This is a genomic window from Acidithiobacillus sulfurivorans (assembly GCF_018853815.1).
Classification (GTDB): domain Bacteria; phylum Pseudomonadota; class Gammaproteobacteria; order Acidithiobacillales; family Acidithiobacillaceae; genus Acidithiobacillus; species Acidithiobacillus sulfurivorans.
The window spans coordinates 37,576-54,440 of record NZ_JAAOMP010000156.1 but is presented as its reverse complement, the minus strand read 5'-3'; the positions used below and the strand labels follow the sequence as shown (position 1 = coordinate 54,440).

The following is a 16,865-nucleotide window of genomic DNA, read 5'->3' as shown; positions in this document are numbered from 1 at the left end:
AACCGCCATGATCGGCCGTCCTGTTCCTGCCACGGCGGTTACCAGAATCTGAATCAGTTCATCGGAGCCGTTGCCCAGCATGAGTTCAATACCCGCAGGCAGGCCGATATGCTTTTTGAGGGCAGTAATCAGGCTGTCAGGGTGGGGGTCAGGATAGCGGTTAATGGAAGCATCGCTCAGGCTTTCCAGCCAGGCCTGGCGCAGCAGATCGGGGAGCCCATAAGGATTTTCCATGGCATCCAGCTTGATCAGGCCGGTGCTGGGTGCGACTGCATAAGCTTTGCTGGCCAGCAGTTCCGGGCGCAACAGTGCTGCCATCAGCGGCTGGCTATTCATTTTTGCTGGTCCGTGACGCGACAGGCTGCAGAGCGGGCGTGGGCGGTCAGCCCTTCACCCAGCGCCAGACGCTCGGCCAGCTGGCCCAGAGTGTTTGCACCAGCAGCACTGGCTTGAATGAGACTGCTGCGTTTGACGAAATCATAAACACCCAGCGGCGAGGAAAACCGGGCACTGCCACCGGTGGGCAGAACATGATTGGGTCCCGCTACGTAATCACCCAGTGCCTCACAACTGTGAATACCCATGAATATGGCGCCCGCATTATGAATGTCGGGCAGCCAGCTTTCCGGATCAGCTACTGCCAGCTCCAGATGCTCTGCGGCAATCCTATTGGCGACCTCGCAGGCTTCGGCACGGTCACGCACGCGGATGACCGCACCGCGATCTGCCCAGCTTTTACTGGCGATGGGGGCGCGGTCGAGCACGCTCAGGGCCTGATCCACTGCGGTGACCACAGCGTCAATGTGGGCGTCATCCCAACTGATGAAAATACTCTGGGCAATTTCATCGTGTTCTGCCTGAGACAGAAGATCCCAGGCCAGCCATTCTGCTGGCGCAGACCCATCACTGATCACCAGGATTTCGCTGGGGCCGGCAATCATGTCGATGCCTACCCGACCAAAAACCATACGTTTGGCCGTGGCGACATAAATATTGCCGGGACCGACGATTTTGTCGACGGCAGGAACGGTTTCGGTTCCATAAGCCAGTGCCGCAACGGCTTGAGCACCCCCCACGCAAAACACCCGATGCACTCCGGCAATGGCGGCAGCGGCCAATACCCAGGAGTTCACCTGACCTTTGGGGGTAGGGACAACCATGATGATCTCCTGAACCCCGGCAACGTGGGCAGGAATGGCGTTCATCAGGACCGAGCTGGGGTAGGCGGCCTTGCCGCCGGGGACATAAATGCCGACCCGGGACAGGGGCAAAATGCGTTGGCCGAGCCGGGTACCATCAGCTTCGCTGAAACTCCAGCTCTCGCTACGCTGATGTTCGTGATAGGCGCGAATGCGTTGGGCGGCTTCTTCCAGAGCTGCGCGCTGCAAAGGTTCGAGACTGTTTAAAGCCTTTTCCAGAGCCGTCCGGGGAATTTCCAGGTCAGCCGCAGAAGTGGTGCTCAGACCATCAAAGCGTTCGGTAAATTCCCGTAAGGCGGCATCACCCCGATCGCGCACGGCATTGACAATCTCCCTGACCCGGCCTTCTACCTGCTCATCCAGATTGGCATCCCAATCATGCAGGGCATGAAACTGCCGAGTGAAATTGGGGTCGCGGGTATCGAGACGATTCATGAGCGGACCTGTGCCTCCAGTTGGGTAATCAGCTCTTCAATGGCGCGGCGCTTGAGTTTCATGGCTGCCCGATTGACCACCAGACGGCTGGAAATCGGCATGATTTCCTCGACTTCGACGAGGCCGTTTTCCAGAAGCGTCCGACCGCTGGAAACCAGGTCGACAATGCGATCCGCCAGTCCGACCAGGGGCGCCAGTTCCATGCTGCCGTACAGTTTGATGATTTCGGTCTGCACTCCACGACCATGAAAATAATCCCGGGTAATGTGTGGGTATTTGGTGGCAATCCGCACCCGCTCCCAGCGTTGCGGGGCATCGGTGGCGGCCAGCGCCGCAGGCTCTGCCACGGACATGCGACAGAGACCAATGCGCAAGTCCAGCGGTTCATACAAATCCAGTCCTTCCTGTTCCAGCAGTACATCTTTTCCGGCAATACCGACATCGGCAGCACCCCAGGTCACATAGGTGGGGACATCGCTGGCGCGAATCACCAGAAAGCGTACTTGCGGATCGGTACTGGGAATGATGAGCTTACGCGATTCATCAGGATCTTCGGCCAGTTCGATGCCAGCACCGGCAAATAACGGAATGGCTTCCTGAAGAATACGGCCCTTGGACAGGGCGATGGTGATGCCGGTATTCATGATGCGCTCCTGAGACCACTATTGCTGATACGTCGAATATCCGCGCCGAGAGCGCCCAGTTTTTCTTCGATGACTTCGTAGCCACGATCAAGATGATAAATCCGGTCGATCAGGGTTTCGCCTTCAGCGACCAGACCGGCCAGAACCAGGCAGGCGGAGGCACGCAAATCGGTGGCCATGACCGGTGCGCCGCGCAACTTCGGAACGCCCCGGACTACCGCCGTTTTACCGTCGGCGGTAATTTCTGCCCCGAGGCGTTGCAATTCGGAAACGTGCATGAAGCGATTTTCAAAAATCGTTTCGGTAATCACGCCGCTGCCTTCGGCAATACAGTTGAGCGCCATGAACTGCGCCTGCATGTCTGTTGGGAAGGCAGGAAAAGGGGCGGTACGAATATCCACGGCCTTGGGTCGCTGCTTCATGCGCAGGCGAATCAGGTCGGCACCCGTCGTCACCTCTGCCCCGGCTTCGCGTAATTTGAGGATGACGCTTTCCAGGAGGCTGGCGTCGGTGCGTTTGAGGCAGACATCGCCCCCGGCCATGGCTGCGGCGACCAAATAAGTTCCGGTTTCAATGCGATCAGCCACCACGCTGTGTTCGGCACCATGTAATTCTTTGACGCCTTCTATCTCAATGACCGAAGTGCCGGCCCCGGAAATGCGCGCTCCCATGGCACTCAGGCAGCGGGCAAGATCCACAATTTCGGGCTCGCGGGCCGCATTTTCGAGCGTGGTGTGCCCCTCAGCCAGTGTCGCTGCCATGAGCAGGTTTTCGGTGCCGGTGACAGAAACGATTTCCATGACAATCCGGGTGCCGATGAGTTTTGCCGCCCTGGCTTTGACAAAGCCGTTTTCCACCGTAATTTCTGCACCCAGAGCCTGCAAACCGCTCAGGTGGACACTGACGGGACGGCTACCAATGGCGCAGCCGCCAGGCAGGCTGACTTCAGCAGAACCATGACGGGCGAGGAGTGGGCCGAGCACCAGAATGGATGCTCGCATGGTTTTTACCAGCTCGTAGGGAGCCACCAGCGAGTGCACCGGCCGGGGATCCACTTCGATACCGAGTTGACCGTCCACCAGGACTCTGGCCCCGAGGGTGCTGAGTAGCTCCAGGGTGGTGGTAATGTCCCGGAGATGTGGGATATTACGGAGCTGTACGGGTTCTTTTGCCAGTAAAGTGGCAGCGAGGCAGGGCAGCGCCGCATTTTTGGCCCCGGAAATCCGTAGTTCGCCACGCAGGGGGCCATTACCACGCAGCAGCAGTTTATCCATAAGGTCGATGCTAACCTTTCAGGCGTTTTGGGCTTTTTCCACCAGCTTCTGGAGTTCGCCCTGCTGGTAGAGGTCAGACATGATGTCGGAGCCGCCGACAAATTCGCCCTGAATGTACAGCTGGGGAATGGTCGGCCAGCTGGAAAACTGCTTGATACCGTCGCGAATCTGAGGATCGGCGAGAACGTCCACAGTGAACAATTCCTTCACTCCCGACTGTTGCAGCAATTGTATGGCGCGCGCCGAGAATCCGCACTGAGGCGCACGGGGGTTGCCCTTCATGTAAAGCACGACAGGGTGTTTTTCAACTTGTTCCTGAATGAGTTCTTGAATCGTAGCCATGGTAATCCTCGTGACGTGTCGGGCGTGGATGGTTTCAGTGCTGGGCAGAATGACGGATCTGCTCGGCCTGTTCAGGGGTGAGAGTTCGCAGGGAAAGCGCATGAATTTCTTCACGCATGCGTTCACCCAGAGCGGCATAAACCCGCTGGTGTTGTTTGACAGGGGACAAACCGGTAAAAGTAGCCGAGATGACCAGTGCTTCAAAATGGGCACCGTCATCTCCCTGTACTTCTACCAGGGCATCCGGGAGTTCTTGCTGAATAAGTGATTTGAGCATGTTGGCGTTCATGAATGCCATTGTATCCCATAACAGGAGATTTGTGATCCCCTTTTCAAAGCGGCTATTTTGGCATGGCGTGCTGTATTACTGGCGCAGCTTGTAACCCCGATCAAGCAGGCGCCAGGCAAAAAAGCCAGTGATGAGTGCAAAAGCCAGGCTGACCCCCAGGCTGGCCCAGACGCTGACATCCGAATCGGCAAAAAAGCCGTAGCGAAAACCATCAATGATGTAGAAAAAGGGGTTAATCAGGGAAATCTGCCGCCAGATACCCGGCAGGGATTGCACCGAGTAAAATACTCCGGCCAGAAAAGTCAGGGGCATGATGACAAAATTCTGGAAACCTGCGATCTGATCGAATTTTTCGGCCCAGAGGCCCGCTATCAAACCCAAACTACCCATGCCGCTGGCACCAAGGATGGCGAAAATCAGAATCCAGAAGGGATGAAGCACGGGAATGTGCAGATACAGTAAAGCCAGGGCAAAAATGGCCAGTCCCACTAAAATACCCCGGAACACCGAAGCGGCGACCATGGCCGTAAAAATTTCCGTGGGCGTGAGCGGGCTGAGCAGCACAAACACAATGTTTCCGGTCACCTTGGATTGAATCAGGCTGGAAGAGCTGTTCGCGAAGGCGTTTTGGAGCACAGACATCATCATCAACCCGGGCACAATGAAAGCCGTATAACTGACGCCCGGATACACGGTGATATGACTGCCCAGAGCATGCCCGAAAACCACCAGATAGAGAATGGTGGTAATCAGCGGGGCGGCAATGGTTTGCAACCAGACTTTACCGAAACGCAGGGTTTCCTTGTAAAACAGGGTCCAGGTCGGGGCCAGGCTGCCCTGAATTCGGTTGCCGCTTGCGACAGTTGCTGAGGTACTATGCAGAATTTCAGGCATCGCTGCCGCGTAGGCTGGGTTCCAGAATTTCTACATAGGCACTGTCGCGAATACGATGTTGCCATTCGTCCATGCGCTCGCGGACGATCCGGTTAAAGAGCTGCATGCGTGCTGCTGCCATGATCTGTTTTTCTTCCACGGGCTGCTGGCGCTGGCCCTGGGACTTCAGGATGTAAATTGCATCGCCCTCACGAATTGGGCTGCTGACGGCCCCGGGCTGCAAGGTGAGCAAAGTCCGTTCAAGGGTGTCTGGCAGCTGTCCCGGGGTAATCCAGCCCATTTCTCCGCCTTTTGCAGCGGTGTTGGGATCCTGACTGTAGTTCCGTGCCAGTTCCGAGAAACGGCTGCCATTTTGAAGTGCGGTCTGAATATCCTGGGCGCGATCTTCTGCTTCCTGAAGTTGCAGGCTACTACCAGCGCGGAGCACGATGGCTGCTGCCTTGACTTCCGTGATGGTGGGTTGTTCGTCTTTTTTATCGAGGATCTTGAAAATGTGGAAACCGGTGGGTCCGGCGATTACCTGGCTGATATCCCCGGTTTTCAGAGACATGAGGGCCTGGGACACCGAGGGGGGAAGTTCTCCGGCTTTCACCCAGCCTATCCGGCCGCCCTGCAGTGCATCGCGGCCACTGCTGACCTGCGCTGCGAGGCGTGAAAAGTCTTCCCCGGCAATCAGGTGATTTCGGACCTCGGTGGCCTGTTGGCGGGCTGCGCTGATGGCGTTGGGGGTCGGGTTGTTGGGCATGGGGATGAATATCTGCTGCAGGTTGAAGCTGACCCCGCCCATGTCCTTGAGTTGATGAGCGAAGGTTTTGACTTCGTCAGGACCCACATGGACACGGCTTTCCACCTCCTGCTGCATGAGTCGGTCAACAATAATGCGATCCTTGAGATCGTTGGTGAAGGTTTCCCAGGATTGTCCCTGACTGCTCAATGCTTCACGTAACTGATCAGCGGTCATGTGGTTGGTCTGAGCCAGATTGTTGACGGCCTGATCGAGCATGCCCTTGTCTACCTTGATGTTGGCACGCTGTGCCATTTGTAATTCTATATCCTGCAGGATCATCTGTTGCAGCACCTGACGGCGCAAAATGTCATCCGCAGGCATGGCATTGGGATCACTCTGCTGGAGATGAGCGCGCACCGCGCTGACGCGTTGCTCCAGCTGCATGGAGGTGATGATATTGTCGTTGACGATGGCCACGATTTTATCCAGATTCACCGCGTTGCTGGGCATTGGCGCATTCATGGGTGCCAGTGCAGAGTCTTCCGAATAAGTATGCGTTGCTGGGGCAGAATCAACGGCAGGCGCCGGTGTCTGGGCCAGGAGGGTATCGCGGTTCAGGAAAGGTGTGCTGGCCCAGCCCGCAACGGGCAGGGTTCCAAGCAGAATGCTCAGGGCAATAACAAGTGGACGACGTTTGCAGGACATCAAAACTCCATACTGGCGCCCGGCACATACTGGCTGAGCAAACCGGTTGAGGCATTGCCCAGGCTGGTTAGGCCGCGCAACACGATCTCGAAATAAACAGCATTATTGGACTGCCCGCCAAGCAGAATCTGATGATATACCATCATGTGTGCTGCCCAGCAGCCGCCATCATAGCCGATCCCCACCAGCTCCTCCAGAGGCTTGCTGTCGGTAACATCATACTGATAGCTCCCCAGCAACTGCCAGTTCCGGAACACCGGCCAGGCACCGGAAACACCGGTCTGGTCGACGAAATCCCGGGTAAAGCGGTAATCGAGGTTGATCACCCGCTGCGGTCCCGGCAGCCATTGGGCGCGCAGATTGAGGCGGTCGAGCTGACCATGCTGCGGGTTGATCTGGGTGCTGGCGAGCAGGTTCATGTCGGCAACGGGGGCGTATTGTCCCTCGAAAAAATAATTGGATTGTGCGGCCTGCGGAACAATACCGCCAGCCAGATTGATCTGTTCCTGATTGAAATAGCGGATTTGCCCGACTGCCGCTTCCCAGAGCTGACGGCCCGTGGGGGTCAGCCAGGTGCCACGTAGCCCATAGGCAATTTGATTGGCAGCGTTTATCCGGTCGCTGCCGGTATACAGTACGTTGTCGCTAAAAATGCCGGGAAAATCCAGGTAAGGCGTGCTGGCGTCAAAATTGGGAATTTCATTCTGGGCCTGTAAGGGAATGTAGGTGTATTTGAAAATCGGTTGCAGGAGTGCCGTGCTGCCGTTGTTGCCATAGCGGACAAAATTCAGTCCACCCTTCAGGCTCAGGGCGGGGAGGGTACGGTTTATGGCGCGCGCATAAGGGGCATTACGTTGAATTTGATAATGGCTGTAGTAGAGGCGGGCCTGGGGTTCTAGGAAGCCCCAACCCCGGCTGAAGCGCCACCCCAGAGTGGGGGTCAGATCCAGGCGCTGACCAATGGGTCCGGTGGAAGCAGAAAAATAATTGAAGCTGCTATGCCAGTTGAAGTAGCCGCTGCGTCCCACCCGCCAGTAGCCATCCGCATAAATGCGCGGCAACTGGGCATAAGGCGCGCTGCTGTCTGGCGCGAGTTCCTGGTAACCCTGTAATTCGGCACCGGCACTGATGTGGGCATTGTTGTAATAAATGCCGCCGGTCGAAGTGATGTAAGGGGCGTTACCAATACCGCCAATAAAACTGCTGCCGAAACCTGCGGTGCTGCCGAAATCGGAAAGAAAGTTTTTGTAACTGACACGATTGTAATTGACGTTGAAACTGAAGCCATCGCCGAGATTCTGGTTGTGCTGCCAGGACAATGCCCAGACGTTTTTATGGGTCAGTTGGTCCGAAGGTAACAAATCCAGAAAAAGCTTGCCGCTGTAGTTCGGTTCGAGATAACGAAATTCGTTTTGCAGCATGACGCCACGCCGAGAGAAGTAATTCAGGGTAAAGGTGTCGTCCAGGTTGCGGGAAATGTCAAAATAATAGGGTATGCCCAGATAAAATCCGTTGACGGTGGAGCTGCCCAAGCCGGGAGCCAGAAAACCGGAATGGCGCTTGAGCGGAAAGCTGAAATAGGGCATCCAGAATACCGGAAGGCCGGATACATTCAGCGTAGTATTTTTGGTCGTCACATAGTTGTCGTTCTGGTTGAGGTCGATCTGACTGCTCCACAGTTGCCAGGCGGGTACCTTGCCGTGGCAGGTTGTGTAGCAAGCCTCATTGAGCTGATAGTGACCCTTGCTCAATTCGCGACCGCTTTCGGCATGGCCATGTCCCTGCTCGGCTTCGAGCAGATAACGGGGGTGTACGACTATCCCCTCGTTGGCCTTGAGATGAATGGTCGCCTGGGGGGCTGCTGTGACCATGCCAGGGCTCACCATCCGCACGTGGCCGTCAGCCAGAATTTCATCTTTGGCCTGGTCGTAATGCACCGTATCGGCATAAACCCGCCTATCTCCATAAAGCACTTCGACATTACCCTTGGCCGTCCAGTGCCCGCTGCCCATCCCATTGACTTGATCGGCATACAGGGTAACCGGCTTTTCCACGGTCGTAGCCCAGGCCAGGCCAGGGCTTAACAATGCTGCCAGCAGGGCCAGGCAAATGCGGCGACGCGGAGAAGCAACGTGCCCGGACGGAAGAGGTTTTCCGTGCCGAAATTGGCGAACCTGCTGAAGAGGGCTTTTCATAGGCGCCTAAAATCGCACAAAATGGTTTTATGTCGCAATCTCTAAACACCAGAAAAATTTTGACGCCCGCTGTTTCGGCCGGACAAATGTCGCCAGATGCAGCAGTCTGGCTGCAGGCCAGGGGCGTGGATGCTGGACAGTCCCAGGCCATTCCCGGTGATGCCAGTGGCCGGCATTACTGGCGTTTGCCAGACCAACAGCTGTTTATGGATGCGCCGTCACCTGAGGATATTTTGCCCTTTTTACGGGTGCAGCGGCGCTGGCAAAGTGCCGGGCTGCCCGTGCCAAAAATTCTGGCAGCGCAGTTGCAACCGGGATTTGTGCTCCTTGAAGACCTGGGAACTACGGATCTCAAGGCCATTCTGGATACAGACACGGAACTGGAGTTCTGGATGCAGCAGGCGCTGGACCTCATTATTGCCCTGCAAAACGCGGGCAGAAAGGATGATACGCGCCCTCTTCTACCGTTTTTTTCAGGGCAACGTCTAGGCGAAGAGCTGACTTTGTTTCATGACTGGTATTTGCTCAGGCATCTGGGGGTGATGCCGGATGAGGAAGCGCAGCAGAACTTGCAAAGGCTTTTTGCACTGCTGCAGGATAACGCCCTCAATCAGCCTCAGGTTTGGGTCCATCGCGATTTCCACGCCCGCAATCTCATGCTGCAGACTGATCCCCGGCGCTTGGTGATGATTGATTTCCAGGACGCCGTAACCGGCCCCTGGACCTATGATCTGGCCTCCTTGCTTTGGGATCGTTACTGGGATTGGGGTTCTGCCCGCCGGCACCAATGGATTCTGGATTTTCAGAGCAGGCTCACCAGGACTGGCAGGCTGGCGTTGCCGCAGGAGTCCTTTGTGCGCAGTGTCGAATGGATGGCATTGCAACGCAATATCAAGATTGTGGGAATTTTTTGCCGCTTGGCCTATCGCGATGGCAAGTCGGGTTATCTGGATTTACTGCCGCAATTTCGCAAATATGTGCTAGATGCGTTAGCCGAAGATGTTCAACTCCGCACTTTTTTGCCGCAGTTTTCGGCCTGGCTGGCGCTATGACCCGGGCGATGATTCTCGCGGCCGGGCGGGGTGAGCGCTTACGTCCCTACACGGACCATCTTCCCAAGCCCTTACTGGAAGTCGGGGGTAAACCGCTCATCGTGCGGCATCTGGAATCCCTGGCCGCTGCTGGCGTCCGCGAGGTTATCATCAATATTGGTCATCTGGGTGACCTGATTGTGGAAAGATTGGGTCATCAATGGCGGGGGCTGCGCATTATTTATAGTGACGAAAGGTCGGGTCGCCTGGAGACTGGCGGCGCTTTGATCCGGGCCTTGCCACAACTGGGAGATGCCCCATTTTTGCTGGTCAACGGAGATATTTGTACGGATTTCCCCTGGGATTCTCTGCTGCAGCCGTCTTTGGCTTCTGTATATTTGGTCCTGGTTCCCAATCCCTCCCATCATCCCGCAGGAGACTTTGCCCTGAATGCGGGAATGGTGGCGTTGCAGGGCGAAGAACGTCATACTTATGCAGGAATTGCCCGCATAAATCCGGCGCTGTTGCGGGGCTACCCGGAACAGTCGGCACCTTTGGCACCCTGGTTGCGACAGTGGATTGCAGCGGGTGTGGTGGAGGGGACCCTGTATCAGGGAATATGGACCGATGTAGGTACGCCGGAGCGATGGCAAGTGGCGCAGGAAATATGCAGGGTACGGCAAGATGGAATTTGACCTGGTAGCCGTCCAGGACGCGATATCTGTGTCCGTCGAACTCCGAAAACGCTGGCGGAGAGACTGGGTTGATTTGATGGAACTCGCTGTCTGGGGGGATTTGCGCAGTCAGCAAATCGGTCTTGGCGGCAAGTTGCGCAAACGGGTTCTGGAGTATGGTGAGCGTTTGCGCTCTTACGTCAGTGACCGGAGTTGGATACCTCATCCTCGCGAACAAATTAAAAATGCCCTGAGCACCAGTTTGCAACTTCGTGAAGTCATTGAAAAGGTGGGCGAATTGATGGGCCAGTTCGCTGAAGGAGAAGATCTCGCCCGTTTGCAATCATTCTGGCAGGATTTCAGCGACCGCTTGATGGCGGATATTACTGAACGCGAAGGGAAACTGGTACAATTGTTGAATCAGCAATATCACGAAGAAGTTTAACTTGACCCAGGTCATCCAGCAGAATTTATGAAAATTGTATATACGTTGGTCATTATTGGTGCGCTAGCACTTTTCGCTCTGCTATTGTGGTGGGCGCAGGGGCAAGTGCTTGTCGGTAATACGCCCAAGGACAGCAGCAATTGGTATGCGCAGCATCCCGAAAGTCTGGCCGCAGAAAATATGCGTTGCTGGACCTTGCTGCGCCAGACTTCATTTGCGGATATTGACAAAGTCATGGCGGCTCATCCCCATTGTCATGCAGTCTATCAAGCCATTCAGGAACAGGACGGTGATCGTGCAGATTAAGTGTTTGTCAGAATGGCAGTAAGCATGGATGTCGATAATTTGTTGGCTACCGGGCGTGATGTTTTGCGTCTGGAGGCTGAAGCGGTGAGTGCATTGGAAGCGCGCCTTGACGACAGTTTTGTCCAGGCTTGTGCGTTACTATTGCAATGTTCGGGCCGGGTGGTGGTGAGTGGTATGGGCAAATCCGGAATTATCGGCAAAAAAATTGCCGCGACCCTGGCCAGTACGGGCAGTCCGGCTTTATTTCTGCACCCTGCTGAGGGTAGTCATGGCGACCTGGGCATGTTGACCCGCTCTGATTGTCTTCTGGCGCTTTCCAATTCGGGTGAAACGACTGAATTGCTGGCCATTCTTCCGGTGGTCAAGCGTCTGGCTGTGCCACTGATCGCCATGACCGGCAATCCCCAATCGACCCTGGCGCGCAGTGCCGCTGTGCATCTCAATTGCAGTGTGCAGCGCGAAGCCTGTCCTCTGAATCTTGCACCTACGGCGTCTACCACGGCAACTCTGGCCATGGGCGATGCCTTGGCCATGGCCTTGTTGCAGGCGCGCGGTTTTTCGGCGGATGATTTCGCTCTTTCCCATCCCGGTGGAAGCCTCGGCAAGCGACTGTTGCTGCGGGTTCAGGATGTGATGCACCAGGGCCAGGCTTTGCCAAAAGTACGCCTGGAAACCATGCTGCGTGATGCGGTTCTGGAGATGAGCAGCAAAGGCTTGGGGATGACCGCCGTGGTGGATAGCGAGGATCGGGTATTGGGTATTTTCACCGATGGAGATTTGCGCCGCGCTTTTGCCGAGCGTCAGGATCTCTGGGAGCAACCCATGTCTGGCCTGGCTCATGCCCAACCCTGCAGCATCCGCGCTGAGGCACTGGCGGCCGAGGCTTTGGCCCTGATGGAGGCCAAACGGGTGGGGGCGCTGCTGGTTGTGGACGACAATCAGCGCTTGGTCGGCGCCTTGAATATGCATGATTTACTTCGGGCTGGAATTGTATGAAGCGTTTGGCAGCGGAAACCCTGATGGAAAGCGCTGCGCAAATCCGGCTGCTGATCCTGGACGTGGATGGAGTGATGACCGACGGACGGCTGTATTTTGATGATGCCGGTACCGAAAGCAAAGCCTTTCATGTGCGCGATGGTTACGGGATCAAGCTGCTGCAGGCGCATGCGGTGGAGTTGGCCATTATTACGGCACGTTTTTCTCCAGCCGTGGCGCATCGTGCCCGGGACCTCGGCATCAAACATCTTTTTCAGGGCTGCAGAGACAAACATCTTGCTTACAGTGAGCTGAAGCTGGCGCTGAATATTGAAGATGCCATGGTCGCTTATATGGGTGACGATCTGATTGATTTGCCCATTTTGCAGCGCGTCGGGCTGGCCACTGCGCCGGCTGATGCCCATCCGGAACTGACCCAGCGGGTCCACTGGCAAAGTCAGTATGAGGGTGGCCGAGGGGCCGTCCGGGAATTATGTGAGCTGATTTTGCAGGCCAAGGGCTGCTGGTCTGCCGTTTTGAGCCAGGCTGGGCAACAGGGGCATTGTTGATGCTGCGTTTGCGGCTTCCCAGCCTGGGTTTTACCGTGCTCGTTATGTGTCTTGCCGGAATGGTCTGGTGGTCATGGCCGCAGCGCCCCTTGTCGCTCCCGCATATTGACTGGCACGGTCAAATTCATAAGGGCGATCAGGCCGCTGAAGATGTTGTCATGCGCCAGTATGATGCCGCCGGGAAGCTGGACTTACTGGCCACGGCGCATACGGCCTATCACGAACCGCGTCGCGATCAGACCATACTCAAAGACGTCGCAGTTAAACGTTTTCGACCCGGCCAGGAACTGAATCTGCGCGCCAATCAGGGTAAGGTCGATGGATCCAGCCACCTGATTACCCTGTGGGGGAATGTCATCGGGACGATGAAACCAGATACCCGTTTTCTGACCGAGAGGGTGCACTATAACCCGCAAACGGGCATTATTAGCACCCAGGATCCGGTTCGTCTGGAACATGGTCAGGACTGGATGACCGGAATGGGGCTCTGGGCGTCGGTCAAAACCGAGGAGGTCAATATTTTGCGGAATGTACGTGGTGTTTATGCGCCTTAAGCATGGCTCGATAGGGCGCTACTGGCCGGTTGGGCTGGTGATGGTTTCTTTGGCTGCTCTGGCGGCCCCTGCTGCTCAACAGACGTTGGCCAAAGGCCCTATTCATATCAGTGCTGATACGCTGCATGCCGAAAATAAGCCTTCCCAGCAGGCCACTTATCTCGGCAATGTCATTATGATCCAGGGCGATGTGGTCATTCATGCCAACAAACTCGTCATAGCTGCCCTGCAGGGCAAGGTACAGACGGCCACGGCAACCGGTAGTCCCGTCAGCTTTACCATGTCCAGCGCCCAGCGCCACGGCTATGGAAATACCCTGATTTACAAACCGGGTTCGGGGGAAATTGTGTTGCAGGGAGACGCCCATCTCTGGCAGGAAAAAAATGAAATCAGTGGCCAGCAGGTGACCTATTTTCTGAATAACCAGCAAACGGCAGTGACGGCAGCCCCCGGACAGCGCGTCCACTCCGTGTTTTATCCTGCAGCAGCAAACCGCTCTGCCAGCGGTGGGAGGCCATGAGCGATCTGCTCCAGGCCCAGTCCCTGGTCAAATCCTATCGTCGTCGTACGGTTGTCCGGGATGTTTCTGTTCAGGTTGCCGCCGGGGAAGTCGTAGGCTTGCTCGGCCCCAATGGCGCTGGCAAAACCACCACTTTTTACATGATGGTCGGACTGGTACGCCCGGATCGTGGTCATATTTTTTTGCAGCAGCGTGATATCACCGCACTCCCCATGCATGAACGGGCGCGCATGGGATTGGGTTACCTGCCTCAGGAACCATCGGTATTTCGGCAAATGAGCGCGGCAGATAATATTCTCGCGGTTCTGGAGACCCTGCCGCTCAGTAAAGCCGAGCGCCAGGATCGCCTGGATCAGCTCCTGGCCGAATTGCATTTGGGCCTGCTGCGCGACACCAAGGGGCACAGTCTTTCTGGTGGCGAGCGGCGACGGGTGGAAATTGCGCGCGCCTTGGCCATGAGTCCGCGCTTCATATTGCTGGATGAACCTTTTGCGGGGATCGACCCGATTTCTGTTTTAGAAATTCAACGTCTTATTCAGGACTTACGTGAACGCGGCATAGGTATCCTGATTACTGATCATAATGTGCGCGAAACATTAGGCATTTGCGAACGCGCCTATATATTGCATGATGGGAAGGTGCTGACGGCCGGAAGCCCACAGGAAATCGTGGATGATCCTATGGTCCGTCAGGTATATCTGGGAGATCAGTTTCGAATCTGAATCTGGAAGGCAATGAAACAAGGTTTAGAACTCAAACTCGGTCAGCATTTGGCCATGACCCCGCAACTGCAACAGGCCATTCGCCTGCTGCAGTTATCGACGGTTGATCTGCAACAGGAAGTTCAGGGGATGCTGGAAAGCAATCCGCTTCTGGATGAAGACGTATCCGGCGAAGAAACCGGAGCCCCAGGCAGCGCTCCCGAACCCGGTGAAAGCTCCGGTGAAGATCGCCAGCTGGATCTGGCTGCGGAAGATACTTTGCCTGATGACTTACCGGTCGACAGTCAATGGGATGACGTGTTTGATCTGGGCACCAGTGCGTCAGGCGGGGGTTCTGATGATGAGCTTCCCGACTTTGAAGCACGGAACAGTCACAGTCAAAGTCTTCAGGACTATCTGCGCTGGCAGGCGGATATGACGCATTTCAGTCCTGAGGAGCGCAACATGGCGGAGATGATCATTGATGCCATTGATGATCGCGGTTATCTGATCGAAAATCCAGACGATCTGGCTACTGCCATGGGCGCTGATGCTGCCGTCTTCCAGGCGGTATTGCTGCGCGTTCAGGACTTTGACCCTCCTGGCGTGGCGGCGCGTGATCTGAGTGAGTGCCTTTTGTTGCAACTCAGGCAGTTGACGGATGTGGATGCCAGCGTACAAAAGTTGGCGATGGATGTTGCCAAAGACCATTTGCAGGCCCTGGGTCGTCATGATTATCCACGACTGTGCGCAAGTCTGGGGGTTGATGAAGCCGCGCTGGGATCGGCCATGGCGCTCATTTCCGCTCTCAACCCCAAACCGGGTGAAGAAGTTGGTAACGAAAATACCGAGTATGTTATTCCCGATGTGATTGTGCGCTGGTCCGGTAAACGCCTGCGGGTGGACCTGAATCCCGAGGCTATGCCCAAGCTGCGCATCAATCGCCGTTATGCGGGAATGGCCGGGGGCAAGGATGCCGCCCATAAATATATTCAGGATCAGCTTAATGAAGCACGCTGGTTTATCAAGAGCCTGCAAAGTCGTCAGGAAACCATTTTGAAAGTGGCCCGGGCGATTGTGGAAAGGCAGAAGGATTTTTTTATCAACGGTCCGGAATCCATGCGCCCCATGGTCCTGCGCCATATAGCCGAAACCGTGGAAATGCATGAATCCACGGTATCCCGGGTGACCAACCAGAAATACATGGTTACACCCCGAGGTCTTTTCGAGTTCAAGTACTTTTTTTCCAGTCATGTGGGAACAGACAGTGGTGGTTCGGCATCAGCGACGGCTATTCGCGCCTTGCTCATCAAATTGACCCAGGCGGAAAATTCCAAGCATCCTCTGAGTGATGCAGAAATTGCCAAGGTTCTCGCCGATCAGGGCATTCAGATTGCCCGCCGGACGGTAGCCAAATATCGGGAAGCGGCTAATATTCCGCCTGCGAGCCAGCGTCGACGGCTTTAGTTTTCGACGTCCATAATACAGGGTTTTTTGTGGCGGCGGTTGGCGCTACACTGAAGCCGGACCCCAATCAGGGGCGATTATCATAAACAATCCTCGCAAGAGGACAGGAGAGCGCCATGCAAATTACCATTACCGGTCAGCACCTGGACCTGACAGAAGCCCTGAAAAACCATGCAGAAGATAAAATAGGCAAACTTGATCGACATTTTGATCAGGTGATTGATGCCCGTGTTGTTCTGAAACATGCGCCCCATGAAAATCCCGAAAATACCGCTGATGTGACTATGTATGCGGCTGGTCATGTGTTTCACGCCGTATCCCAGCATGCTGACATGTACCGCGCCCTGGATCTGGTCACGGAAAAGCTGGAGGGTCAGGTCCATAGTTACAAGGAAAAACGCCAGGACCGGCGGAATGACAATCCTTCCGGTCTGGCAGCCATTGCCGAGATGGAATGACCCTCAACCATGACGACTCTGCCCTTAACTCCCCAACAAGTTCTGATTGATCCTCCGGTTACGGATGCCGGAGCCGTGCTGGACGCCTTGGCGGCGATTCTCGCAGAGTCGACCGGACAAACAGCCTCCGTCATTGCTGAGGCCCTGAAAAGTCGTGAAGAGCAGGGTTCCACCGGAATCGGCCATGGTGTCGCTCTTCCCCATGCCCGCATTGACGGCGTGACTGAGGTGGCTGTGGCTGCCCTGCGCAGTGCTCAGGGAATTTCTTTTGCCGCACCGGATGGTCTGGATGTGCAGGTATTTATTGCGGTGGCCGTACCCAAAACGGCGGCTACGGCTCACCTCGAAATTCTTTCGACCCTGGCGGTACGTTTGGCCTCTGAGGCAGTGCGTGCAGACTTGCTCAAGGTGCACAATGCCGAAGGATTTTTTACCGCAATGACCCATTCTGATTAGCTTTT

At 55.7% G+C, this 16,865-nt stretch carries 20 protein-coding genes and 1 pseudogene; 12 read left to right on the top strand and 9 right to left on the bottom strand.

The features are described 5' to 3' along the window. The 9 genes and pseudogenes from HAP95_RS14730 to HAP95_RS14690 all read right to left on the bottom strand — a co-directional run. Nucleotides 1-336, bottom strand: a pseudogene (locus tag HAP95_RS14730) (histidinol-phosphate transaminase); the annotation flags it as partial. Next, on the bottom strand, nt 333-1,634 hold the full coding sequence (gene hisD, locus HAP95_RS14725) for a histidinol dehydrogenase (RefSeq protein WP_215884900.1): 1,302 nt from the start codon (nt 1,632-1,634) through the stop codon (nt 333-335). The pseudogene HAP95_RS14730 and the gene hisD, both read right to left, overlap by 4 nt. Next, nucleotides 1,631-2,278 carry an ATP phosphoribosyltransferase gene (gene hisG, locus HAP95_RS14720; RefSeq protein WP_215884899.1) on the bottom strand — a complete coding sequence of 216 codons (648 nt, stop codon included), beginning with the start codon at nt 2,276-2,278 and terminating at the stop codon, nt 1,631-1,633. Before hisG ends, hisD begins: the two co-directional genes overlap by 4 nt. Further along, nucleotides 2,275-3,552 (bottom strand): UDP-N-acetylglucosamine 1-carboxyvinyltransferase, encoded by a 1,278-nt coding sequence (gene murA / locus HAP95_RS14715; RefSeq protein ID WP_215884898.1) that lies wholly within the window; start codon nt 3,550-3,552, stop codon nt 2,275-2,277. Before murA ends, hisG begins: the two co-directional genes overlap by 4 nt. Before the next feature lie 18 nt (nt 3,553-3,570). After that, nucleotides 3,571-3,894, bottom strand: coding sequence for a Grx4 family monothiol glutaredoxin (gene grxD / locus HAP95_RS14710; RefSeq protein WP_010640654.1), 324 nt, complete (start codon nt 3,892-3,894; stop codon nt 3,571-3,573). Between the two features lie 34 nt (nt 3,895-3,928). After that, nucleotides 3,929-4,171 carry a BolA family protein gene (locus tag HAP95_RS14705; protein WP_226832820.1) on the bottom strand — a complete coding sequence of 81 codons (243 nt, stop codon included), beginning with the start codon at nt 4,169-4,171 and terminating at the stop codon, nt 3,929-3,931. 87 nt (nt 4,172-4,258) lie between these two features. Continuing rightward, complete coding sequence (locus tag HAP95_RS14700) at nt 4,259-5,077, bottom strand: ABC transporter permease (RefSeq protein ID WP_226832817.1); 819 nt, start codon at nt 5,075-5,077, stop codon at nt 4,259-4,261. Continuing rightward, nucleotides 5,070-6,509 (bottom strand): peptidylprolyl isomerase, encoded by a 1,440-nt coding sequence (locus HAP95_RS14695; RefSeq protein WP_215884896.1) that lies wholly within the window; start codon nt 6,507-6,509, stop codon nt 5,070-5,072. The genes HAP95_RS14700 and HAP95_RS14695 overlap by 8 nt, the downstream gene beginning before the upstream one ends. After that, nucleotides 6,509-8,704 (bottom strand): LPS-assembly protein LptD, encoded by a 2,196-nt coding sequence (locus HAP95_RS14690; RefSeq protein ID WP_226832816.1) that lies wholly within the window; start codon nt 8,702-8,704, stop codon nt 6,509-6,511. Before HAP95_RS14690 ends, HAP95_RS14695 begins: the two co-directional genes overlap by 1 nt. A 29-nt stretch (nt 8,705-8,733) precedes the next feature. On the opposite strand from HAP95_RS14690, the gene HAP95_RS14685 reads away from it, so the two are divergent. The 12 genes from HAP95_RS14685 to HAP95_RS14630 all read left to right on the top strand — a co-directional run bounded on the left by HAP95_RS14685 (nt 8,734) and on the right by HAP95_RS14630 (nt 16,860). Next, nucleotides 8,734-9,756, top strand: coding sequence for an aminoglycoside phosphotransferase family protein (locus HAP95_RS14685; protein WP_226832814.1), 1,023 nt, complete (start codon nt 8,734-8,736; stop codon nt 9,754-9,756). Continuing rightward, nucleotides 9,753-10,430, top strand: a complete 678-nt coding sequence (locus HAP95_RS14680) for a nucleotidyltransferase family protein (RefSeq protein WP_226832811.1) — start codon at nt 9,753-9,755, stop codon at nt 10,428-10,430. Before HAP95_RS14685 ends, HAP95_RS14680 begins: the two co-directional genes overlap by 4 nt. After that, the gene (locus tag HAP95_RS14675) at nt 10,420-10,854 is read left to right on the top strand and encodes a hypothetical protein (RefSeq protein ID WP_215884895.1); all 435 of its coding nucleotides are present in this window, start codon (nt 10,420-10,422) and stop codon (nt 10,852-10,854) included. Before HAP95_RS14680 ends, HAP95_RS14675 begins: the two co-directional genes overlap by 11 nt. Nucleotides 10,855-10,881: 27 nt before the next feature. Beyond that, complete coding sequence (locus HAP95_RS14670) at nt 10,882-11,160, top strand: hypothetical protein (protein WP_215884894.1); 279 nt, start codon at nt 10,882-10,884, stop codon at nt 11,158-11,160. Between the two features lie 24 nt (nt 11,161-11,184). Continuing rightward, nucleotides 11,185-12,156, top strand: coding sequence for a KpsF/GutQ family sugar-phosphate isomerase (locus HAP95_RS14665; protein ID WP_303646383.1), 972 nt, complete (start codon nt 11,185-11,187; stop codon nt 12,154-12,156). After that, entirely contained in the window at nt 12,153-12,704 is a 552-nt protein-coding gene (locus HAP95_RS14660) for a KdsC family phosphatase (protein ID WP_215884892.1), read from the top strand. The genes HAP95_RS14665 and HAP95_RS14660 overlap by 4 nt, the downstream gene beginning before the upstream one ends. Next, nucleotides 12,704-13,258 carry an LPS export ABC transporter periplasmic protein LptC gene (gene lptC / locus HAP95_RS14655; protein WP_215884891.1) on the top strand — a complete coding sequence of 185 codons (555 nt, stop codon included), beginning with the start codon at nt 12,704-12,706 and terminating at the stop codon, nt 13,256-13,258. The genes HAP95_RS14660 and lptC overlap by 1 nt, the downstream gene beginning before the upstream one ends. Next, nucleotides 13,248-13,778, top strand: a complete 531-nt coding sequence (gene lptA, locus HAP95_RS14650) for a lipopolysaccharide transport periplasmic protein LptA (protein ID WP_226832809.1) — start codon at nt 13,248-13,250, stop codon at nt 13,776-13,778. The genes lptC and lptA overlap by 11 nt, the downstream gene beginning before the upstream one ends. After that, nucleotides 13,775-14,500, top strand: a complete 726-nt coding sequence (gene lptB / locus HAP95_RS14645; RefSeq protein ID WP_215884889.1) for an LPS export ABC transporter ATP-binding protein — start codon at nt 13,775-13,777, stop codon at nt 14,498-14,500. Before lptA ends, lptB begins: the two co-directional genes overlap by 4 nt. Before the next feature lie 12 nt (nt 14,501-14,512). Beyond that, nucleotides 14,513-15,946 (top strand): RNA polymerase factor sigma-54, encoded by a 1,434-nt coding sequence (locus HAP95_RS14640; RefSeq protein ID WP_215884888.1) that lies wholly within the window; start codon nt 14,513-14,515, stop codon nt 15,944-15,946. Between the two features lie 116 nt (nt 15,947-16,062). Further along, on the top strand, nt 16,063-16,404 hold the full coding sequence (gene hpf, locus HAP95_RS14635) for a ribosome hibernation-promoting factor, HPF/YfiA family (RefSeq protein ID WP_215884887.1): 342 nt from the start codon (nt 16,063-16,065) through the stop codon (nt 16,402-16,404). A 9-nt stretch (nt 16,405-16,413) separates the two neighbouring features. Beyond that, the gene (locus HAP95_RS14630) at nt 16,414-16,860 is read left to right on the top strand and encodes a PTS sugar transporter subunit IIA (RefSeq protein WP_215884886.1); all 447 of its coding nucleotides are present in this window, start codon (nt 16,414-16,416) and stop codon (nt 16,858-16,860) included. Nucleotides 16,861-16,865 lie beyond the last annotated feature (5 nt).